The organism is Pseudomonas sp. FP2300 (assembly GCF_030687595.1).
Taxonomy (GTDB): Bacteria; Pseudomonadota; Gammaproteobacteria; order Pseudomonadales; family Pseudomonadaceae; genus Aquipseudomonas; species Aquipseudomonas bijieensis.
Genome location: NZ_CP117440.1, coordinates 2,799,520 through 2,815,810, shown reverse-complemented (window position 1 = coordinate 2,815,810; position 16,291 = coordinate 2,799,520). Strand labels below are relative to the sequence as shown.

Below are 16,291 nucleotides of genomic sequence, written 5' to 3'. Positions count from 1 at the left end.
TTAGGCTTTTAACAGGGGGGGACTGCAAAAATATTTCGCGAGGCTTTTGTGACGAGGGCGCCTGCTCCCTCGCCACTGGATCGTGTTACCGGGCGGCCACCCGCCACAGCCGGGCGATGTCCCGGGCGCGCTCGCTCAGCAGGCGCGGGGCGTCGACGCAGGCTTGTTGCAAGGTCATCGGCCCGTTGGCCAGGGCAAAGGCGGCATCGATGCCATGGTCGTACAGTGCCTGGTAGCCCTCCCCCAGTGTGCCGGCGATGACCAGCACCGGTACGCCCTGCCGGCGGGCGATGCGGGCCACGCCGAAGGGGGTCTTGCCGCGCAGGGTCTGGGCGTCGAAACGGCCTTCGCCGGTGATCACCAGGTCGGCGCCACTGACCGCCTCGGCCAGCCCGGTCAATTGGGCGACGACGTCCACGCCGGTACGAAACCGCGCCCCCAAAAACGCCTTGGCCGCGAACCCCAGGCCACCGGCGGCACCGCTGCCCGGTTCGTCGCGCACATCCTTGCTCAACGCTCGGGCGCACTGTTCGGCGAAATGCCCCAGGGCCCGGTCCAACGCCTGCACCTGATGGGCCGAGGCGCCCTTCTGCGGACCGAAGACCACGGAAGCGCCGTGGGGCCCGCACAGTGGGTTGTCGACGTCGGCGGCGATCTCGAAACTGACGTGGGCCAGGCGTGGGTCCAGATCGCTCAGGTCGATGCGCGCCAGGTTCGCCAAGGCCAGACCGCCGGGTGCAAGGGGCTGGCCCTGGTCATCCAGCAAGGCCACGCCCAGGGCCTGCATCGCACCGGCACCCGCGTCGTTGGTGGCACTGCCGCCAATCGCCAGGATCACCCGCCCGGCGCCTTCATCCAGGGCGGCGCGAATCAACTCGCCGGTGCCGTAGGTGCTGCTGGCACAGGCATCGCGTTGCCCCGGCGGCACCAATTGCAAGCCACTGGCCTCGGCCATCTCGATGATCGCGGTGCGGCTTTCGGCCAACCAGCCCCAGCGCGCCTCGACACTCACCCCCAGGGGCCCGCGAACCCAGGTGTGACGCCATTGACCGTTGCAGGCTGCTAGCACCGACTCCACCGTCCCCTCCCCGCCGTCGGCCATCGGACACTTGATCAACTGCGCATCCGGCCAGACCTCGGCCAGCCCCTGGGCGATGGCATCGGCGACGCCCTGGGCGCTGAGGCTGTCCTTGAACGAGTCGGGGGCGATGATTATTTTCATATTATTCTCCGGTTCCGATGCACAGCATGCTGCCAGTTGACCGCAGCCATGACGCCGGTCCGCCGCACAAAAGACACCGGGCATTATTGTTCAATTTCACAAAGATCGGTTGGCCAAGGGGATTGTGGTCGAAAGTAAGGGCCTCATCGCGAGCAAGCTCGCTCCCACCGTTACGCTGCTCACTCAAGAAAAACGCTGCACCCCGTGGCGAGGGAGCTTGCTCCCGCTGGGCTGCGAAGCGGCCCTTTCTGTGAGTGCTTCGCACTCAAGCGGGAGCAAGCTCCCTCGCCACAGGTTTGTCGACAACCTTAAGTGAGCGGCATTTCCCACAGTAGGGGGTCACGTGGGTTTATCGGCGGTCTGGGGTAGCAGCTGCACCCCCAGGTACAACGCCAGCATCCCATCCAACCGCAACGGATCCACGCCGCTCAGTTCGGCGATGCGCTCCATGCGGTAGCGCAAGCTGTTGCGGTGGATACCCAAGGCTTCGGCACAGGCCTGGCTCTGGCCGTCGTGTTCGCACCAACTGCGCAGGGTGGCGAGCAACTGGCCGTTGCTGTCCTTGGCGATGACCTTGCGCAACGGGGTCAGCAACTCGTCGAGGGCATCGTCACTGCGATGGCGCCAGAGCAGCACCGGCAGGCGGTAGCGGCTGAGGCTCAGCAAGCGCGATTGCGGCAACACATCGCGCCCGTAGGCCAGCAAGTCCGCCACCCGTCGATAGCAACGCCGCAGGCCCGCCAACCCTTCCGCCTGGCCGCCCACTGCGATGCGCAGAATGTTCCAGCCCAGCCCATCGAGCTTGCCCAGTAGCCGCTCGTTCTCCACCGAGGCGGTGACCGGGCGACACCAGAGCAAGGAAGATTTGGACGAGGTCAGGCACCAACTGTCCGGGTAGCGCGACATCAACCACGCGCTCAACGTCTCGACGGTCTGGCCGGGCCCATGTTCCAGGCCCAGCTCGAACAGATATGGCACCCGCGACAATTGCGGCTTGAGGCCCATTTGCCGGGCTTCGTCCAGCAATCGCGGCGAGTCCCCGGCGTCCCCCAGCAGCAACGCCAGCAAGTCATCGCAGCGCTGACGACGCCATTGCTGCTCGGCCTGCTGGTTACGCTGGCCCACCAGCATTTCGGCGGTCATTCGCACCAGTTCGGCGTAGGTACGCAGTTGCTCAGGCTCGCCGGTGATGCCCAGGACGCCGATCAGCCGTTGATCGAGCATCAACGGCAGGTTGATTCCCGGCTGCACGCCCTTGAGGTGCATCGCGGTGTGCTCGTCGATTTCCACCACCCGACCGTTGGCCAGGACCAGTTGCGCACCCTCGTGCCGAGTATTGACCCGCTCGCGCTCCCCGCTGCCGAGGATCAGGCCCTGGTTGTCCATGACATTGACGTTATACGGTAGGATCGCCATCGCCCGGTCGACGATGTCCTGCGCCAGGTCGTGATCGAGTTCGAACATGGGCGGTGTTCCTTGCAAGCGGCGTGGATTGTTGTTTTAGGCGTGGGTTTGGTCAGGCGCACAGGGTTTGAATGCAGACCCTGTGCTCAGGCACAAAGACACGGGGCCTTGGGCTGGCCGAGACTCAAGGGGCGGTCAACGTTACCCCTTGGCTCGCGAAAATCATAATAAAGAGAGACCCGCCATGTCCCAGAGCGCAATAGCCCTCCTGGCTACCCCCGACGAAAAAAATACCGTCTACAAGCGCATCACCCTGCGCTTGATCCCCTTCATTTTCATCTGCTACCTGTTCAACTACCTCGACCGGGTCAACGTTGGCTTCGCCAAGTTGCAGATGCTCGATGCCCTGAAATTCAGCGAAACCGTGTACGGCCTCGGTGCCGGGATTTTTTTCATCGGCTACGTACTGTGCGGCGTGCCGAGCAACCTGGCCCTGACCCGATTCGGCCCACGGCGCTGGATCGCGCTGATGATGATCACCTGGGGCACCCTGTCGACTTGCCTGCTGTTTGTCACCACCCCCACCGAGTTCTATACCTTGCGCTTGTTCACCGGCGCCGCTGAAGCCGGATTCTTTCCAGGTGTGGTGCTTTATCTCTCGCAGTGGTTCCCGACGTTCCGACGTGGCCGGATCATGGCCTTGTTCATGTCGGCCATTCCGGTGTCCGGCCTGCTGGGCAGCCCGTTTTCCGGATGGATCCTCAACCACTTCGCAGCGGGCCAGGGCGGCCTGGCGGGTTGGCAGTGGATGTTCCTGCTGCAAGGCATTCCGACGGTGATCCTCGGCGCGCTGGCCTTCTTCCTGCTCAGCGACACCTTCGCCAACGCCAAATGGCTGACCGACCAGGAACGCGCCGTGCTCACCGCCGACCACGCCGAAGACCTGGCCAACAAGCCAAAGACTGCCACCGACTCGCTGTTGGCGGTGTTCAAGAACCCGTCGATCTGGGCCTTCGGCCTGGTGTACTTCTGCATCCAGAGCGGCGTGTACGCGATCAACTTCTGGCTGCCGTCGATCATCAAGAACCTGGGCTTCAGCGATAACCTGGTGATCGGCTGGCTGAGTGCGATCCCTTATCTGCTGGCGGCGGTGTTCATGTTGCTGGTGGGTCGCTCGGCGGACTTGCACAAGGAACGCCGCTGGCACCTGGTTGTGCCAATGCTGATGGGTGCCGCCGGGCTGCTGATCGCCGTCAACTTCGCGACCACCCCGGCCATCGCCATCATCGGCCTGTCCATCGCCACCATGGGAGCCCTCACTGGCTTGCCGATGTTCTGGCCGGTGCCCACCGCCCTGCTCAGCGCCGGTGCCGCCGCCGGTGGGCTGGCCTTGATCAACTCCATGGGTCAGATGGCCGGGTTCCTGAGCCCGTACCTGGTGGGCTGGGTCAAGGACGCCACCGGCTCGACCGACGCGGCGTTGTACCTGCTGGCCGGGGTGATTGTCTGCGGCAGCCTGTTGGCGTTGCGCATGACCCGTACCCTGCGGGCCTGACACCCCTGTGCCCCCTGTGGGAGCGAGCCTGCTCGCGATGGCGGTGTATCAGTCGATATAAATGTTGGCTGACCTGACGCTATCGCGAGCAGGCTCGCTCCCACAGTGGATTTTGGTGGGGTTGAGAAAACGGTTGGATCCACGCGACGGTTCTGGTATTTGATTGAGCCTTTCCCCATGGATAAAAGGATCTTGTCATGAGCTACCGCACGCTAGGCCATTCCGGGTTGCAAGTCTCGACGTTGACCCTGGGCACCATGATGTTCGGCGAACAGACCAGCACCGAGGATTCGCTGCGGATCATCGACAAGGCCTGGGACCAGGGCATCAATTTCATCGACACCGCGGACGTCTACACCAACGGCCGCTCTGAAGAGATCGTCGGCGAAGCGATCGCCAGTCGCCGCCAGGAATGGGTGCTGGCCACCAAGGTCGGCTTCGGTCCGGCGGACGGCGTGCCCAACCGCAGCGGCCTGAGCCGCAAGCACCTGTTCAATGGGATCGAGGCCAGCCTGACGCGCCTGGGCACCGATTACCTGGACATCTATTACCTGCATCGCGAAGACCACAACACGCCGCTGCCTGTCACGGTGTCGGCCATCGGCGACTTGATTCGCCAGGGCAAGATCCGCTACTGGGGCCTGTCGAACTACCGTGGCTGGCGCATCGCCGAGGTGATCCGGATCGCCGACAGCCTGGGAATCGACCGACCGGTGATCAGCCAACCGCTGTACAACATCGTCAACCGCCAGGCGGAAACCGAGCAGATCACCGCAGCGCAGAACTATGGCCTTGGCGTGGTGCCGTTCAGCCCCCTCGCCCGCGGCGTGCTCAGCGGCAAGTACGCGCCGGATGTGGCGCCCGACGCCAACAGCCGCGCCGGACGCCAGGACAAACGCATCCTGGAAACCGAATGGCGGATCGAGTCCCTGCGCATCGCCCAGCAGATCCTGCAGTACACCCAGGGCCGGGGCGTGGGCATCGTCGAGTTCGCCATCGCCTGGGTGCTGAACAACAGCGCCGTGACCTCGGCCATCGTCGGGCCGCGTACTGAGGAGCAGTGGGATTCGTACACCAAGGCACAGACAGTGAAGATCAGCGCGGAAGACGAAGCCTTCATCGATTCGCTGGTGACGCCGGGACATGCTTCGACGCCGGGGTTCAATGATGTGAGTCATTTCGTGCCGGGGCGCGTGCCTGTGGGAGCAAGGCTTGCCCGCGATGAACGATAACGCGGTTCACCTGTTGAACCGCGGCGTGGCTATCGCGGGCAAGCCTTGCTCCCACAGGTTTTGCTACCGCAGGCCTTGCTCCCACATGACTCGCTCCCACAATCAACACCCTGCCACAGGTAGGGTGTTGGTTGATCGCCCCCAAGAGAATCACTGTGTCCAAAGGCATCGCTCTATCGGTCTCGGCCTCCGCGCTGTTCGCCGTCATGTACTACTACACCTCTCTGCTCTCACCCCTTACCGGCGTGGAAATCTTCGGCTGGCGCATGCTGTTGACGATGCCGTGCATGACCGCTTTCCTGCTGGTGACGCGAGACTGGAACCTGGTCACGGCGCTTATCCAACGCCTGATCGCCACGCCACGGCTGTTGATCGCAGCGATAGCCTCTTCGGCCCTGATGGGTGCGCAACTGTGGCTGTTCATGTGGGCGCCACTCAATGGCTACAGCCTGGACGTGTCGCTGGGGTATTTCCTGTTGCCGCTGTCGATGGTCCTGACCGGGCGCATTGTCTATGGCGAGCGCCTGTCCTACTTGCAGAAAGTCGCCGTGTTCTTCGCCACCCTTGGCGTGTTCAACGAGTTGTACCAGGTGGGTGGTTTTTCCTGGGCGACCTTGCTGGTGGTGATCGGCTACCCGATCTATTTCATCCTGCGCAAACGCATCAAGACCGACAACCTGGGCGGGCTCTGGCTGGACATGACGCTGATGCTGCCCGTGGCGCTGTGGTTCGTGCAAAGCGGCGAACAGGGTCTCGGCGTTTTCGATCAGTCCCCATGGCTGTCCCTGCTGATCCCGTTGCTCGGGGTGATCAGCGCCAGCGCGCTGGTGTCCTACATCGTCGCCAGCCGGCTGCTGCCGTTCAGCCTGTTCGGGTTGTTGAGTTATGTCGAACCGGTGTTGCTGCTGGGCGTTGCGCTGTTATTGGGCGAAAGCATCGAGGCCGGTGAATGGCTGACCTACATCCCCATCTGGATGGCGGTGGCAGTGCTGGTGTTCGAAGGGTTCAAGCACCTGGTGCGGCAGCAGCGCCGGAATTAAGGTCACCACTTAACCCTGTGGGAGCGAGCCTGCTCGCGATGGCGGTGGCACATGCCCCATTGATGTACCAGCCAGATCGCAATCGCGAGCAGGCTCGCTCCCACATTTTGATCTGCGTATGGCAACAAAAAAGCCCGCCCGGCGATGACGTCAGGCGGGCTTTTTCATGGGTCAGGCTTTACTCGGTCGCCAACACGCCACGACGCACCTGGTCACGCTCGATGGACTCGAACAACGCCTTGAAGTTGCCTTCGCCGAAACCATCATCACCCTTGCGCTGGATGAATTCGAAGAACACCGGCCCCATCAGGGTTTCCGAGAAGATCTGCAGCAGCAGGCGCTTGTCGCCTTGCTCGGAAGCACCATCCAGCAGAATGCCCCTCGATTGCAGTTCCGCCACGGGTTCACCGTGGTTCGGCAGGCGGCCTTCGAGCATTTCGTAGTAGGTGTCCGGCGGCGCGGTCATGAAGCGCATGCCGATGCTTTTCAGCTTGTCCCAGGTCTTGATCAGGTCATCGGTGAGGAAAGCCACGTGCTGGATGCCTTCGCCGTTGAACTGCATCAGGAACTCTTCGATCTGCCCGGCACCCTTGGACGATTCTTCGTTCAACGGGATGCGGATCATGCCATCCGGGGCGGTCATGGCCTTGGAGGTCAGGCCGGTATATTCGCCCTTGATGTCGAAGTAGCGAATCTCGCGGAAATTGAACAGTTTCTCGTAGAAGCCGGCCCAGTAGGCCATGCGCCCGCGATAGACGTTGTGGGTCAGGTGGTCGATGATTTTCAGGCCCGCGCCCACCGGATTGCGGTCAACGCCCTCGAGGAAGACGAAGTCGATGTCATAGATCGAGCTGCCTTCGCCAAAACGGTCGATCAGGTAGAGGGGCGCGCCGCCAATGCCCTTGATCGCCGGCAGGTTCAGCTCCATCGGGCCGGTCTCGATGTGGATCGGCTGGGCGCCGAGTTCCAGGGCGCGCTTGTAGGCCTGTTGCGAATCCTTGACCCGGAACGCCATGCCGCACACCGACGGACCGTGCTCGGCCGCGAAGTACGAGGCCACGCTGTGGGGCTCGTTGTTGAGAATCAGGTTGATCGCGCCCTGGCGATATAGGTGCACGTCCTTGGAGCGGTGCGTGGCCACTTTGGTGAAGCCCATGATCTCGAAGATCGGCTCCAGGGTGTTGGGTGTGGGGGATGCGAATTCAATGAATTCAAAGCCCATCAGGCCCATGGGGTTTTCGTATAGATCTGCCATGTCGGCGCCTCATCATGCTGGTCAATTAACAGAAAAAGTTAGTTGCAGGCGATGCTGGGGACACGGGGCGGCGCGCAGGAAATGCCACGAACGCTGCGGGCGAGGAAATCGCCATAGATCAGTTGAAACCCAAGTATCTTCATTGTCGACCCAAGGCTCTTGCGGGCGAGGCTTCTGCTGCCAGAAGACGTTATTCTTATATGCGTAACCCGATTCTACACAGCGTAACCAGGTTTGTCCGCCTTCTGTATCAAATCGCCTTTTCCTTCAGCCGCGCAAGGGGTTTGTTGCACAGGAATATGCCCATCAGGATCACGCCCCCGCCGACACACATCAAGGCCGTGAGCCGTTCGTCGAGCAGCAGCGCCCCCAGCAACACCGCCGTCAGCGGGTTGAGCGCGATGAATACGCCGGACCGGGTCGCACCGATCCGGCGAATGCCGTCGTACCAGGCGATATAAGCCAGGGCCGAGCCCAGCACGCCGAGGTACAACAGGCTCAGCCATTGCTCCATGTCCAGCGCGCGCAAGGCTTCGAGGCGGATCTCCCCCGCCGTTGCGCAGGCCAGCCACAACATCAACGTGCCCAGCAGAATCGACCAGGTCACGGTCTGCAAGGGGCCGAGGCTTTCATTCAGGTTCCTGGAAAACAGCGAATAGATGCCCCAGCCCAGCACGCAGCCAAAAATCAGCAGGTCACCGACCCAGCCCTGTACTGCGTCTTGCAACAAGGCCGGATCACGACTGACGATCACCAGTCCCGCTCCGCCGATGCACAGCGCGATGCCCACCACTTTCAAGCGGCTCAGCCGCTCCTTGAACAACCACCAGGACGCCAGTCCGATCACCGCCGGGTTCAAGGCCACGATCAACGACGCCCGCGACGCATTGATGTACTGCAAGCCATAGAAGAAGCACAGGTTATAGAAAAAGATTCCGAAGAACCCCAGGGCGGCCAATTGCAACCCCTGCTTCACACTGGGCCTGACCAGCGGGATCCCGGCCAGGGCGAGAAACGACAGCAGCGCGATACTGGCCAGCAGAAAACGCAGGCTGGCGGCAAACATCGGAGCCAAGGCATCGGAAAGGATCCGGCCGGCCACGAAGGTCCCGCCCCAGATCATGGTGACCATGGCGAGCTTCAGATAGACCGGCAGGTCCGATGGGATTGGGACGGGTTGTTCGAGGGCTTTCATGGTTTCACCACGGCACGCTAATGAGAACGACACAACCTGTGGTGAAGGGATTGATTGTGGGAGCAAAGCTTGCTCGCGATGGAGGCGGCGCGATTCAGCAGGCAAACCGAGTCATCGTTCATCGCGAGCAAGCTTTGCTCCCACAGCCCCCACACCAGGGCGATGCTGCTTCCTGATTCAGGTCAGATACGTCAGTATTGGGGTCATGCTTGATCATCGTAAAATGAGCAATCCCTCATGACTCTCACCCAACTCGAAATCTTCTCCCTGGTCGCCGAGCTCCGTGGTTTCACGGCGGCGGCAATGCGCCTGGGCATCGGCCAGTCGGCGGTCTCCCACGCCATCAAATCCCTGGAACAGGAGTTGGGAGTGGAATTGCTCCGGCGCCATCAGTCGGCGGTGGAGCTCAGCGACATTGGCCAGCAGTTGCTGCTGCGGGCCCGGGCCATGCTCGGGCTGGCCAACACTTTGCGCCAGGAAGCCGCCGATGCCCGGGGCATGCGCCGAGGTACCTTGCGCATCGGCTCTTTCGGGCCAACTTCATCGATGAAACTGTTGCCCGGTATCCTGCGGCGCTATCGAGACTTGCATCCAGGAATCGAAGTACACATCGATGAAGGGCCTGACAGGCAGGTCATCCAGTGGTTGGACGAACGGCGGATCGACGTCGGCTTCGTGGTGCTGCCCGAGGACCGTTTCGATACGTTCATGCTGCTGGAAGATCAGATGGTCGCCCTGCTGCCCACTTCACACCCCCTCGCCACCCAGGCCAGCCTGAGCCTCAAGGATCTGTGCAACGACCCCTTCGTGCTCACCGAGGCAGGATCGTCGGAGCTGGTCACTCGCCTGTTCAATGCCGCCCGGCTGACGCCGAACGTGCGTTTCCGTTGCTCGCAACTGCTCAGCACCCTGGATGTCGTCAGGCGTGGCGAAGCGGTGAGCGTGGTTTCCGAAGGTTCGTTGCCGGACGTCGAGAGCCCGGGCTTCGTCGCGCGGCCATTGTCACCGCGAGTGCCGCGCCAGATTGGCCTGGCGGTATTGGACAGCCGCCAGGCCTCGCCCGCCACCCTGGCGTTCATCGAACTGGCCCGACAGCCATGAGCCCAGCACTGAACCTGTGGGAGCCTGGCATTGAACCTGTGGGAGCAAAGCTTGCTCGCGATGAAGGCACCTCGGTTCTCCAAGTGGACCGCATGATCGTTCATCGCGGGCAAGCCTTGCTCCCACAGACCTCGCTCCCACAGTCACACTGCTGTCAGCAAGTAACCGACAGGCCATCTATCATGGTCGGCATCCAACGTTTCCCCCTCATCCCCTTTTCCAGGTTGTGCCGATGCCCTTGACCGCTACCCGCTCGCACACCCGGCCCCGTCGCTATCTAGTCACCCTGCTTTGCGGCCTGGTGCCAATACTGTCAGGGCTGGCCATTTTGTACATGCAGGCCGAACGGACGCTGGCGCAACAAACCCGGCAGACTGCCGAGGAATCGGTCAGGCAGATCGAACTGATGCTCGACAATACCGCCTTGGCGGCTCGGGAACTATTGCCCCTGGCCGGCCAACCCTGCGAAGCGGTAAAGCTGGCATTACGCGAGCAAGTGACACGCCGGCCCTTTGTCCGCTCGACCAATCTTATCTGGGACAACAGCCTGTATTGCAGCTCGCTGTTCGGGGCCTTCGAGGAACGGGTCAACCCGGGCGACTACCATCAAGGCACGTTGTGGCTCATGGACGGCAACCCGGTCACGCCGGATACCGCGCTGCTGGTTTATCGGCTCAACGTGGGCCATCAAGGCGCCTTGGCCACGCTTGACGGGTATCACCTGGCCAACGTCTTGCGCTTGATCGGTCGCCAGACCCGCCTACGGTTGCAAGTCGGGCCGAACTGGCTGACGGCGGACGGCAAGGTCCGCCCAGCCCCGTTGCCCATGCTGCCGGTCGCCCGGCATGAGCTGGGGTCATCGCGCTACGCCTTCAATGTGGAAGCCGGATTCGATAAGGGTGAAACCTGGCGCTACATGGCCCGGGAATATCCACCGCTGTTCAGCCTGCTGATCTTTTTTGGCGTCGTTGCTGGGACGCTCGGGCACTGGCTGCAAAAACGCGCCTCGTCACCCAGCCGTGAACTGCAACGGGCACTGGAAGCCGGCGAGTTCGTTCCGTATCTGCAACCGGTCGTGCACAGCGATAGCAAACGCTGGGCCGGCGTCGAAGTACTGATGCGCTGGAACCACCCCAAGGAAGGCCTGGTTCGCCCGGACCTGTTCATTCCCTTCGCCGAACACAGCGGCCTGATCGTAGCGATGACCCGGGCGCTGATGCAGCAGACCATGCACCTGCTGGTGCCGCTGGCGCCTCGACTCGAAGCGCCATTTCATGTCGGCATCAACATCACCGCCCGTCACTGCCAGGACTTGGCACTGGTGGACGATTGTCGCGAATTTCTCGGTGCCTTCGCGCCAGGTACGATTACCCTGGTACTGGAGTTGACCGAGCGCGAACTGATCGAACCTACGCCCGTTACCCAGCAACTGTTTGGCCAACTGCAGGAACTGGGCGTCAAGATCGCCCTCGACGATTTCGGCACGGGTCATTCCAGCCTGGCGTACTTGCGTCAGTTCAATGTGGACTTCTTGAAGATCGACCAGAGTTTTGTCGCGATGATCGGTGCCGATACCCTGTCGCGGCACCTACTGGACAGCATTATCGAACTGTCGGGCAAGCTGGGCCTGGACATGGTTGCCGAGGGTGTCGAAACCGTCGAACAAAGCGACTACCTGAGCGCCCATGGGGTGAACTTTCTACAGGGTTACCTATTTGGTCGACCGATTAGCGGGCAGGCGTTCATTGAGACGTTGGCCGGCATTAATGGCAGTTAACCGCCGCCGATCTATTGACGACGATGCGCCAACTGGTAAAAACGTTTGCTGTTGTTACATAACGAAAAAGTTACGATTTACACTTTCCGGATTAACTACTACAATTTTTTCTACCTGTGCCAGATAGCAGGAGAGTCATTAACACTGAGTCGCTTCAAGGCGCTTAGCTTATAGCTTTGTTTGCGGTTGATATCAGCCAAATATTTTGATTGGAGTAACGATTTTGTCCAGACTCGCTGAATTTCGTGCAGCCGAAAAGGCCCTTCAAGAACAGCTCAAGCAGCTGGAGTCGCTGAAGAACGATGCCGGGCTCAAGAAGGAAATCGAATTCGAGGAAAAGCTCCAGGGACTGATGAAAACCTACGGCAAGAGCCTGCGCGACATCGTCGCGATCCTCGACCCGAACCCGTCCAAGGCAAGCCTGCAATCGACCAAACCCACCAAGACCCGCCGTGCGCGAGTGGTAAAGGTTTACCAGAACCCGCACACCGGCGAGTTGATCGAGACCAAAGGCGGCAATCACCGCGGCCTGAAAGCCTGGAAAGAACAATACGGTGCAGCGACCGTCGATTCCTGGTTGCGTGGTTGATAATGCGTGGCTGACAGCCTCCCTGCAAAAGCCCTGAATACACTCAGGGCTTTTTTATGGGCTAAACTTCTGGATTAAATCCCGGGTGTATTACGCTGACGGCGTTATAGTTTCAAACTGTTTCGCACCGACTGTATTTCATCCTGGCTTTCAACAAACACCTGCGCCTGCCCTGCATAGGACAGCACATAAGCCTTGCCCTCATTTAGTGCCGCGACGAGGGCCTGAGACAATACATGTCGCCCGTTTTGCGTGATCGTACAAGTGGTTTCCAATGCAGTTACGCCGCCCAACATGGAAGCATGGATCTTAGTGCACACACTCTGGTAACCGCCCTGGAAAAAATCCTTCTGGATTGATTTGCGCATTTCCAACAATACGCCCTGTAAGTTGACCTGATGATCGGGCTCGACGGTGGTCGTGGTCAGTTCCATGACCATCACGGCATTGCCTGCCGAATCACTCTTGGTTGCACGTTGTCGCTGGGGGGCCGGCGCCGCAGAGGCCGATACATCGGCGGGCAGCGGCTCGACAACCCAACCCTGGGGCCAAGCGACCTGCGGTTCGGCCGCCTGGACGCCACCAACACAGGCAAATAGCAGGACAAACAGCGAAAGGAACGGTCGAATCATTGCGTTGGCACCCAGGGACGAATCGTCAAGTCTGAAGCTCGAGGCAGGACCAGGCAAGAGCCACACGCGGTTTGGCGATGCCGCGCCCCTTGCGTATCATGGGCGCACCTGCAAGGACGCCGTTTGACGCAAGCCCAGGAACCGCCGCAGCAAGGTTGCGGCGTCGTTTGCCCCACTTATTTTCCGGAGGGCCCATGAGCCTGCACGAACTCAATACTTTCCCGGGCGTCACCGCCCAACCTGACGCCGCCACAGCTAAGTTCGTCTTCAACCACACCATGCTGCGGGTCAAGGACATCACCCAGTCGCTGGATTTCTACACCCGCGTGCTGGGTTTCTCGCTGGTGGAGAAACGCGACTTCCCGGAAGCCGAATTCAGCTTGTATTTCCTGGCTTTGGTGGATAAAAGCCAGATCCCAGCGGATGCCGCAGCACGTACCGAATGGATGAAGTCGATCCCTGGCATCCTCGAACTGACCCACAACCATGGCACCGAAAGCGACCCGGCGTTCGCCTACCATAATGGCAACAGCGACCCACGCGGCTTCGGCCACATCTGCATCTCTGTACCGGACATCGTCGCCGCCTGCGAGCGCTTCGAAGCACTGGGCTGCGATTTCCAGAAGCGCCTGAACGATGGCCGTATGAAAAGCCTGGCCTTCATCAAGGACCCGGATGGCTACTGGGTCGAAATCATCCAGCCTGCGCCGCTTTAACACTCACCAGCGCTCTCACATTTGATTGTCAGTGACGTGGATTTTTCGCCCCGCACAAATCCCCTGTGGGAGCGAGCCTGCTCGCGATGACGGCGGCACATTCAGCATTGATGCAGGCTGACCCACCGCTATCGCGAGCAGGCTCGCTCCCACATCGGTTAGTGGTGAGTGCGTGAAATAGCCAATAAAAACCCCCATGAGCCAGGCTCATGGGGTTTTGTTTTTGCTGCTATCGGTTGTTCAAGCCGGCGCAGAGGTACGGATCAGGTGATCGAAGGCGCTCAACGAGGCCTTGGCGCCCTCGCCCACGGCAATCACGATCTGCTTGTACGGCACGGTGGTCACGTCACCTGCGGCGAACACACCAGGGATCGAGGTTTCACCACGGGCATCGACAATGATCTCGCCCCGCGGCGACAGCTCGACGGTGCCTTTGAGCCAATCGGTGTTGGGCAACAGGCCGATCTGCACGAAGATCCCTTCCAGCGCCACATCCCGTACTTCACCGCTCGGGCGGTCCTTGTAGCGCAAGCCATTGACCTTCTGGCCATCCCCCGTCACTTCAGTGGTCTGGGCGTTGGTAATCACGGTGACGTTCGACAGGCTGTGCAGTTTGCGCTGCAACACCGCGTCGGCACGCAATTGCACATCGAACTCCAGCAAGGTGACATGGGCGACGATACCGGCCAGGTCGATAGCCGCTTCGACGCCGGAGTTACCGCCACCAATCACCGCCACGCGCTTGCCTTTGAACAGCGGACCGTCGCAGTGCGGGCAGTACGCCACACCCTTGTTACGATACTGCTGCTCGCCCGGCACGTTCATTTCGCGCCAGCGGGCACCGGTCGCCAGGATCACGGTCTTGGCCTTGAGGTTCGCACCGCTGGCGAACTTGATTTCATGCAGCCCGCCGTCCTTGCCCGGCACCAGGGCGTCGGCGCGCTGCAGGTTCATGATGTCCACGTCGTACTGCTTGACGTGTTCTTCCAGGGCGACGGCCAGTTTCGGCCCTTCGGTCTCCTGGACCGAGATGAAGTTCTCGATGGCCATGGTGTCGAGCACCTGGCCGCCGAAACGTTCGGCCGCCACGCCAGTGCGGATGCCTTTACGGGCCGCGTAGATCGCCGCCGAAGCGCCAGCCGGGCCACCGCCGACCACCAGCACATCAAAGGCGTCCTTGGCACTGATTTTCTCGGCCTGGCGTTCGATACCGCTGGTGTCGATCTTGGCGAGAATTTCTTCCAGGCCCATGCGGCCCTGGCCGAAGTTCACGCCATTGAGGTAAATGCTTGGCACGGCCATGATCTGACGTTCATCGACTTCGGCCTGGAACAGCGCGCCGTCGATGGCGACGTGGTGAATGTTCGGGTTCAGCACCGCCATCAGGTTCAGCGCCTGGACCACGTCCGGGCAGTTCTGGCACGACAGCGAGAAATAGGTCTCGAAGTTGAACTCGCCCTTGAGGGAGCGGATCTGTTCGATGACTTCGACACTGGCCTTCGAAGGGTGACCGCCGACTTGCAACAAGGCCAACACCAGCGAAGTGAATTCGTGGCCCATGGGAATGCCGGCAAAACGCAGGCTGATATCGGCTCCCGGGCGATTCAACGAGAACGAAGGCTTGCGCGCATCGCTGCCGTTGTCGAGCAAGGTAATCTGGTGGGAAAGACTGGCGACGTCTTGGAGTAACGCGAGCATTTCCTGGGATTTCGCACCGTCGTCGAGGGAGGCGACGATCTCGATCGGCTGGGTGACCCGTTCCAGGTATGACTTCAACTGAGCTTTAAGATTGGCGTCCAACATACGGGCGATTTCCATTTTTTGAATTTCAGAAAAAACAACGCCCGAGCGAATCTCGCCCGGGCGTTTTTTGGGGCGAAGCGGCTTACTTGATTAAGAGCGAATCGCCCTCGGATGACTCACAGACTCAGATCTTGCCGACCAGGTCCAGGGACGGAGCCAGGGTGGCCTCGCCTTCTTTCCACTTGGCTGGGCAGACTTCGCCCGGGTGAGCGGCAACGTACTGAGCGGCCTTGATCTTGCGCAGCAGCTCGGAAGCGTCACGGCCTACGCCGCCGTCGTTGAGTTCAACGATCTTGATCTGGCCTTCTGGGTTGATCACGAAAGTGCCGCGGTCAGCCAGGCCAACTTCTTCGATCAGCACGTCGAAGTTGCGGGAGATAACGTGGGTTGGGTCGCCGATCATGGTGTACTGGATCTTGCCGATGGCTGGCGAAGTGTTGTGCCAGGCCGCATGGGCAAAGTGGGTGTCGGTCGACACGCTGTAGATCTCGACGCCCAGTTTCTTGAACTCGGCGTAATTGTCGGCCAGGTCTTCCAGCTCGGTTGGGCAAACGAAGGTGAAGTCGGCTGGGTAGAAGAACACTACAGACCACTTGCCTTTCAGGTCGGCGTCCGATACCGGAACGAATTCGCCGTTTTTGAAAGCGGTAGCGTTGAACGGTTTAACTTGGCTGTTGATGATAGGCATCGATGTTTCTCCGTCAGGGTTGAAAGTTGATGGAGAGGATCTTAACCACTCATCCCCGGGCTGGCTCATTGGCAAACCTCAT

The 16,291-nt window shown here is 60.8% G+C and carries 14 protein-coding genes; 7 read left to right on the top strand and 7 right to left on the bottom strand.

Features of this window, described 5'->3' with window-relative positions; translation table 11 throughout:
- Nucleotides 1-85: 85 nt before the first annotated feature.
- Together PSH86_RS12700 and PSH86_RS12695 are read right to left on the bottom strand one after the other, a co-directional pair.
- Complete coding sequence (locus PSH86_RS12700; RefSeq protein ID WP_305490106.1) at nucleotides 86-1,222, bottom strand: glycerate kinase; 1,137 nt, start codon at nucleotides 1,220-1,222, stop codon at nucleotides 86-88.
- A 339-nt stretch (nucleotides 1,223-1,561) separates the two neighbouring features.
- Nucleotides 1,562-2,686 (bottom strand): sugar diacid recognition domain-containing protein, encoded by a 1,125-nt coding sequence (locus PSH86_RS12695; RefSeq protein WP_116832100.1) that lies wholly within the window; start codon nucleotides 2,684-2,686, stop codon nucleotides 1,562-1,564.
- A gap of 184 nt (nucleotides 2,687-2,870) precedes the next feature.
- On the opposite strand from PSH86_RS12695, the gene PSH86_RS12690 reads away from it, so the two are divergent.
- From PSH86_RS12690 to rarD, 3 genes are all read left to right on the top strand, one after another.
- Nucleotides 2,871-4,181, top strand: a complete 1,311-nt coding sequence (locus tag PSH86_RS12690) for an MFS transporter (protein ID WP_176688105.1) — start codon at nucleotides 2,871-2,873, stop codon at nucleotides 4,179-4,181.
- A gap of 197 nt (nucleotides 4,182-4,378) precedes the next feature.
- Entirely contained in the window at nucleotides 4,379-5,413 is a 1,035-nt protein-coding gene (locus PSH86_RS12685) for an aldo/keto reductase (RefSeq protein WP_305490103.1), read from the top strand.
- Nucleotides 5,414-5,568: 155 nt separating this feature from the next.
- On the top strand, nucleotides 5,569-6,453 hold the full coding sequence (gene rarD / locus PSH86_RS12680) for an EamA family transporter RarD (protein ID WP_305490101.1): 885 nt from the start codon (nucleotides 5,569-5,571) through the stop codon (nucleotides 6,451-6,453).
- A 178-nt stretch (nucleotides 6,454-6,631) separates the two neighbouring features.
- On the opposite strand, the gene hppD is transcribed toward rarD, so the two are convergent.
- Both hppD and PSH86_RS12670 read right to left on the bottom strand, forming a co-directional pair.
- On the bottom strand, nucleotides 6,632-7,708 hold the full coding sequence (gene hppD, locus PSH86_RS12675; protein ID WP_109755185.1) for a 4-hydroxyphenylpyruvate dioxygenase: 1,077 nt from the start codon (nucleotides 7,706-7,708) through the stop codon (nucleotides 6,632-6,634).
- A 250-nt stretch (nucleotides 7,709-7,958) separates the two neighbouring features.
- Complete coding sequence (locus PSH86_RS12670) at nucleotides 7,959-8,903, bottom strand: DMT family transporter (protein WP_305490098.1); 945 nt, start codon at nucleotides 8,901-8,903, stop codon at nucleotides 7,959-7,961.
- A gap of 237 nt (nucleotides 8,904-9,140) precedes the next feature.
- On the opposite strand from PSH86_RS12670, the gene PSH86_RS12665 reads away from it, so the two are divergent.
- The 3 genes from PSH86_RS12665 (at nucleotide 9,141) to PSH86_RS12655 (ending at nucleotide 12,370) form a co-directional block, all read left to right on the top strand.
- Nucleotides 9,141-10,004 (top strand): LysR family transcriptional regulator, encoded by an 864-nt coding sequence (locus PSH86_RS12665; protein WP_109755187.1) that lies wholly within the window; start codon nucleotides 9,141-9,143, stop codon nucleotides 10,002-10,004.
- Nucleotides 10,005-10,236: 232 nt separating this feature from the next.
- Complete coding sequence (locus PSH86_RS12660) at nucleotides 10,237-11,781, top strand: EAL domain-containing protein (protein WP_232200061.1); 1,545 nt, start codon at nucleotides 10,237-10,239, stop codon at nucleotides 11,779-11,781.
- Between the two features lie 223 nt (nucleotides 11,782-12,004).
- The gene (locus PSH86_RS12655; RefSeq protein ID WP_058544518.1) at nucleotides 12,005-12,370 is read left to right on the top strand and encodes a histone-like nucleoid-structuring protein, MvaT/MvaU family; all 366 of its coding nucleotides are present in this window, start codon (nucleotides 12,005-12,007) and stop codon (nucleotides 12,368-12,370) included.
- A 104-nt stretch (nucleotides 12,371-12,474) separates the two neighbouring features.
- On the opposite strand, the gene PSH86_RS12650 is transcribed toward PSH86_RS12655, so the two are convergent.
- Nucleotides 12,475-13,002 carry a DUF4946 domain-containing protein gene (locus PSH86_RS12650; RefSeq protein WP_176688111.1) on the bottom strand — a complete coding sequence of 176 codons (528 nt, stop codon included), beginning with the start codon at nucleotides 13,000-13,002 and terminating at the stop codon, nucleotides 12,475-12,477.
- 194 nt (nucleotides 13,003-13,196) lie between these two features.
- Between PSH86_RS12650 and gloA the strand changes: the two genes are divergently transcribed.
- Entirely contained in the window at nucleotides 13,197-13,718 is a 522-nt protein-coding gene (gloA, locus tag PSH86_RS12645) for a lactoylglutathione lyase (protein ID WP_109755190.1), read from the top strand.
- Nucleotides 13,719-13,958: 240 nt separating this feature from the next.
- Here the strand turns inward: gloA and ahpF are convergent, their stop codons facing one another.
- The gene (gene ahpF / locus PSH86_RS12640; RefSeq protein ID WP_109755192.1) at nucleotides 13,959-15,521 is read right to left on the bottom strand and encodes an alkyl hydroperoxide reductase subunit F; all 1,563 of its coding nucleotides are present in this window, start codon (nucleotides 15,519-15,521) and stop codon (nucleotides 13,959-13,961) included.
- 124 nt (nucleotides 15,522-15,645) lie between these two features.
- On the bottom strand, nucleotides 15,646-16,209 hold the full coding sequence (gene ahpC / locus PSH86_RS12635) for an alkyl hydroperoxide reductase subunit C (protein ID WP_025213143.1): 564 nt from the start codon (nucleotides 16,207-16,209) through the stop codon (nucleotides 15,646-15,648).
- Nucleotides 16,210-16,291 lie beyond the last annotated feature (82 nt).

Bases quoted from the DNA above. Each gene is read 5' to 3' on its own strand.
- PSH86_RS12700 (WP_305490106.1), bottom strand. From the start codon at position 1,222: ATGAAAATAATCATCGCCCCCGACTCGTTCAAGGACAGCCTCAGCGCC.
- PSH86_RS12695 (WP_116832100.1), bottom strand. From the start codon at position 2,686: ATGTTCGAACTCGATCACGACCTGGCGCAGGACATCGTCGACCGGGCG.
- PSH86_RS12690 (WP_176688105.1), top strand. From the start codon at position 2,871: ATGTCCCAGAGCGCAATAGCCCTCCTGGCTACCCCCGACGAAAAAAAT.
- PSH86_RS12685 (WP_305490103.1), top strand. From the start codon at position 4,379: ATGAGCTACCGCACGCTAGGCCATTCCGGGTTGCAAGTCTCGACGTTG.
- hppD (WP_109755185.1), bottom strand. From the start codon at position 7,708: ATGGCAGATCTATACGAAAACCCCATGGGCCTGATGGGCTTTGAATTC.
- PSH86_RS12670 (WP_305490098.1), bottom strand. From the start codon at position 8,903: ATGAAAGCCCTCGAACAACCCGTCCCAATCCCATCGGACCTGCCGGTC.
- PSH86_RS12665 (WP_109755187.1), top strand. From the start codon at position 9,141: ATGACTCTCACCCAACTCGAAATCTTCTCCCTGGTCGCCGAGCTCCGT.
- PSH86_RS12660 (WP_232200061.1), top strand. From the start codon at position 10,237: ATGCCCTTGACCGCTACCCGCTCGCACACCCGGCCCCGTCGCTATCTA.
- PSH86_RS12650 (WP_176688111.1), bottom strand. From the start codon at position 13,002: ATGATTCGACCGTTCCTTTCGCTGTTTGTCCTGCTATTTGCCTGTGTT.
- gloA (WP_109755190.1), top strand. From the start codon at position 13,197: ATGAGCCTGCACGAACTCAATACTTTCCCGGGCGTCACCGCCCAACCT.
- ahpF (WP_109755192.1), bottom strand. From the start codon at position 15,521: ATGTTGGACGCCAATCTTAAAGCTCAGTTGAAGTCATACCTGGAACGG.
- ahpC (WP_025213143.1), bottom strand. From the start codon at position 16,209: ATGCCTATCATCAACAGCCAAGTTAAACCGTTCAACGCTACCGCTTTC.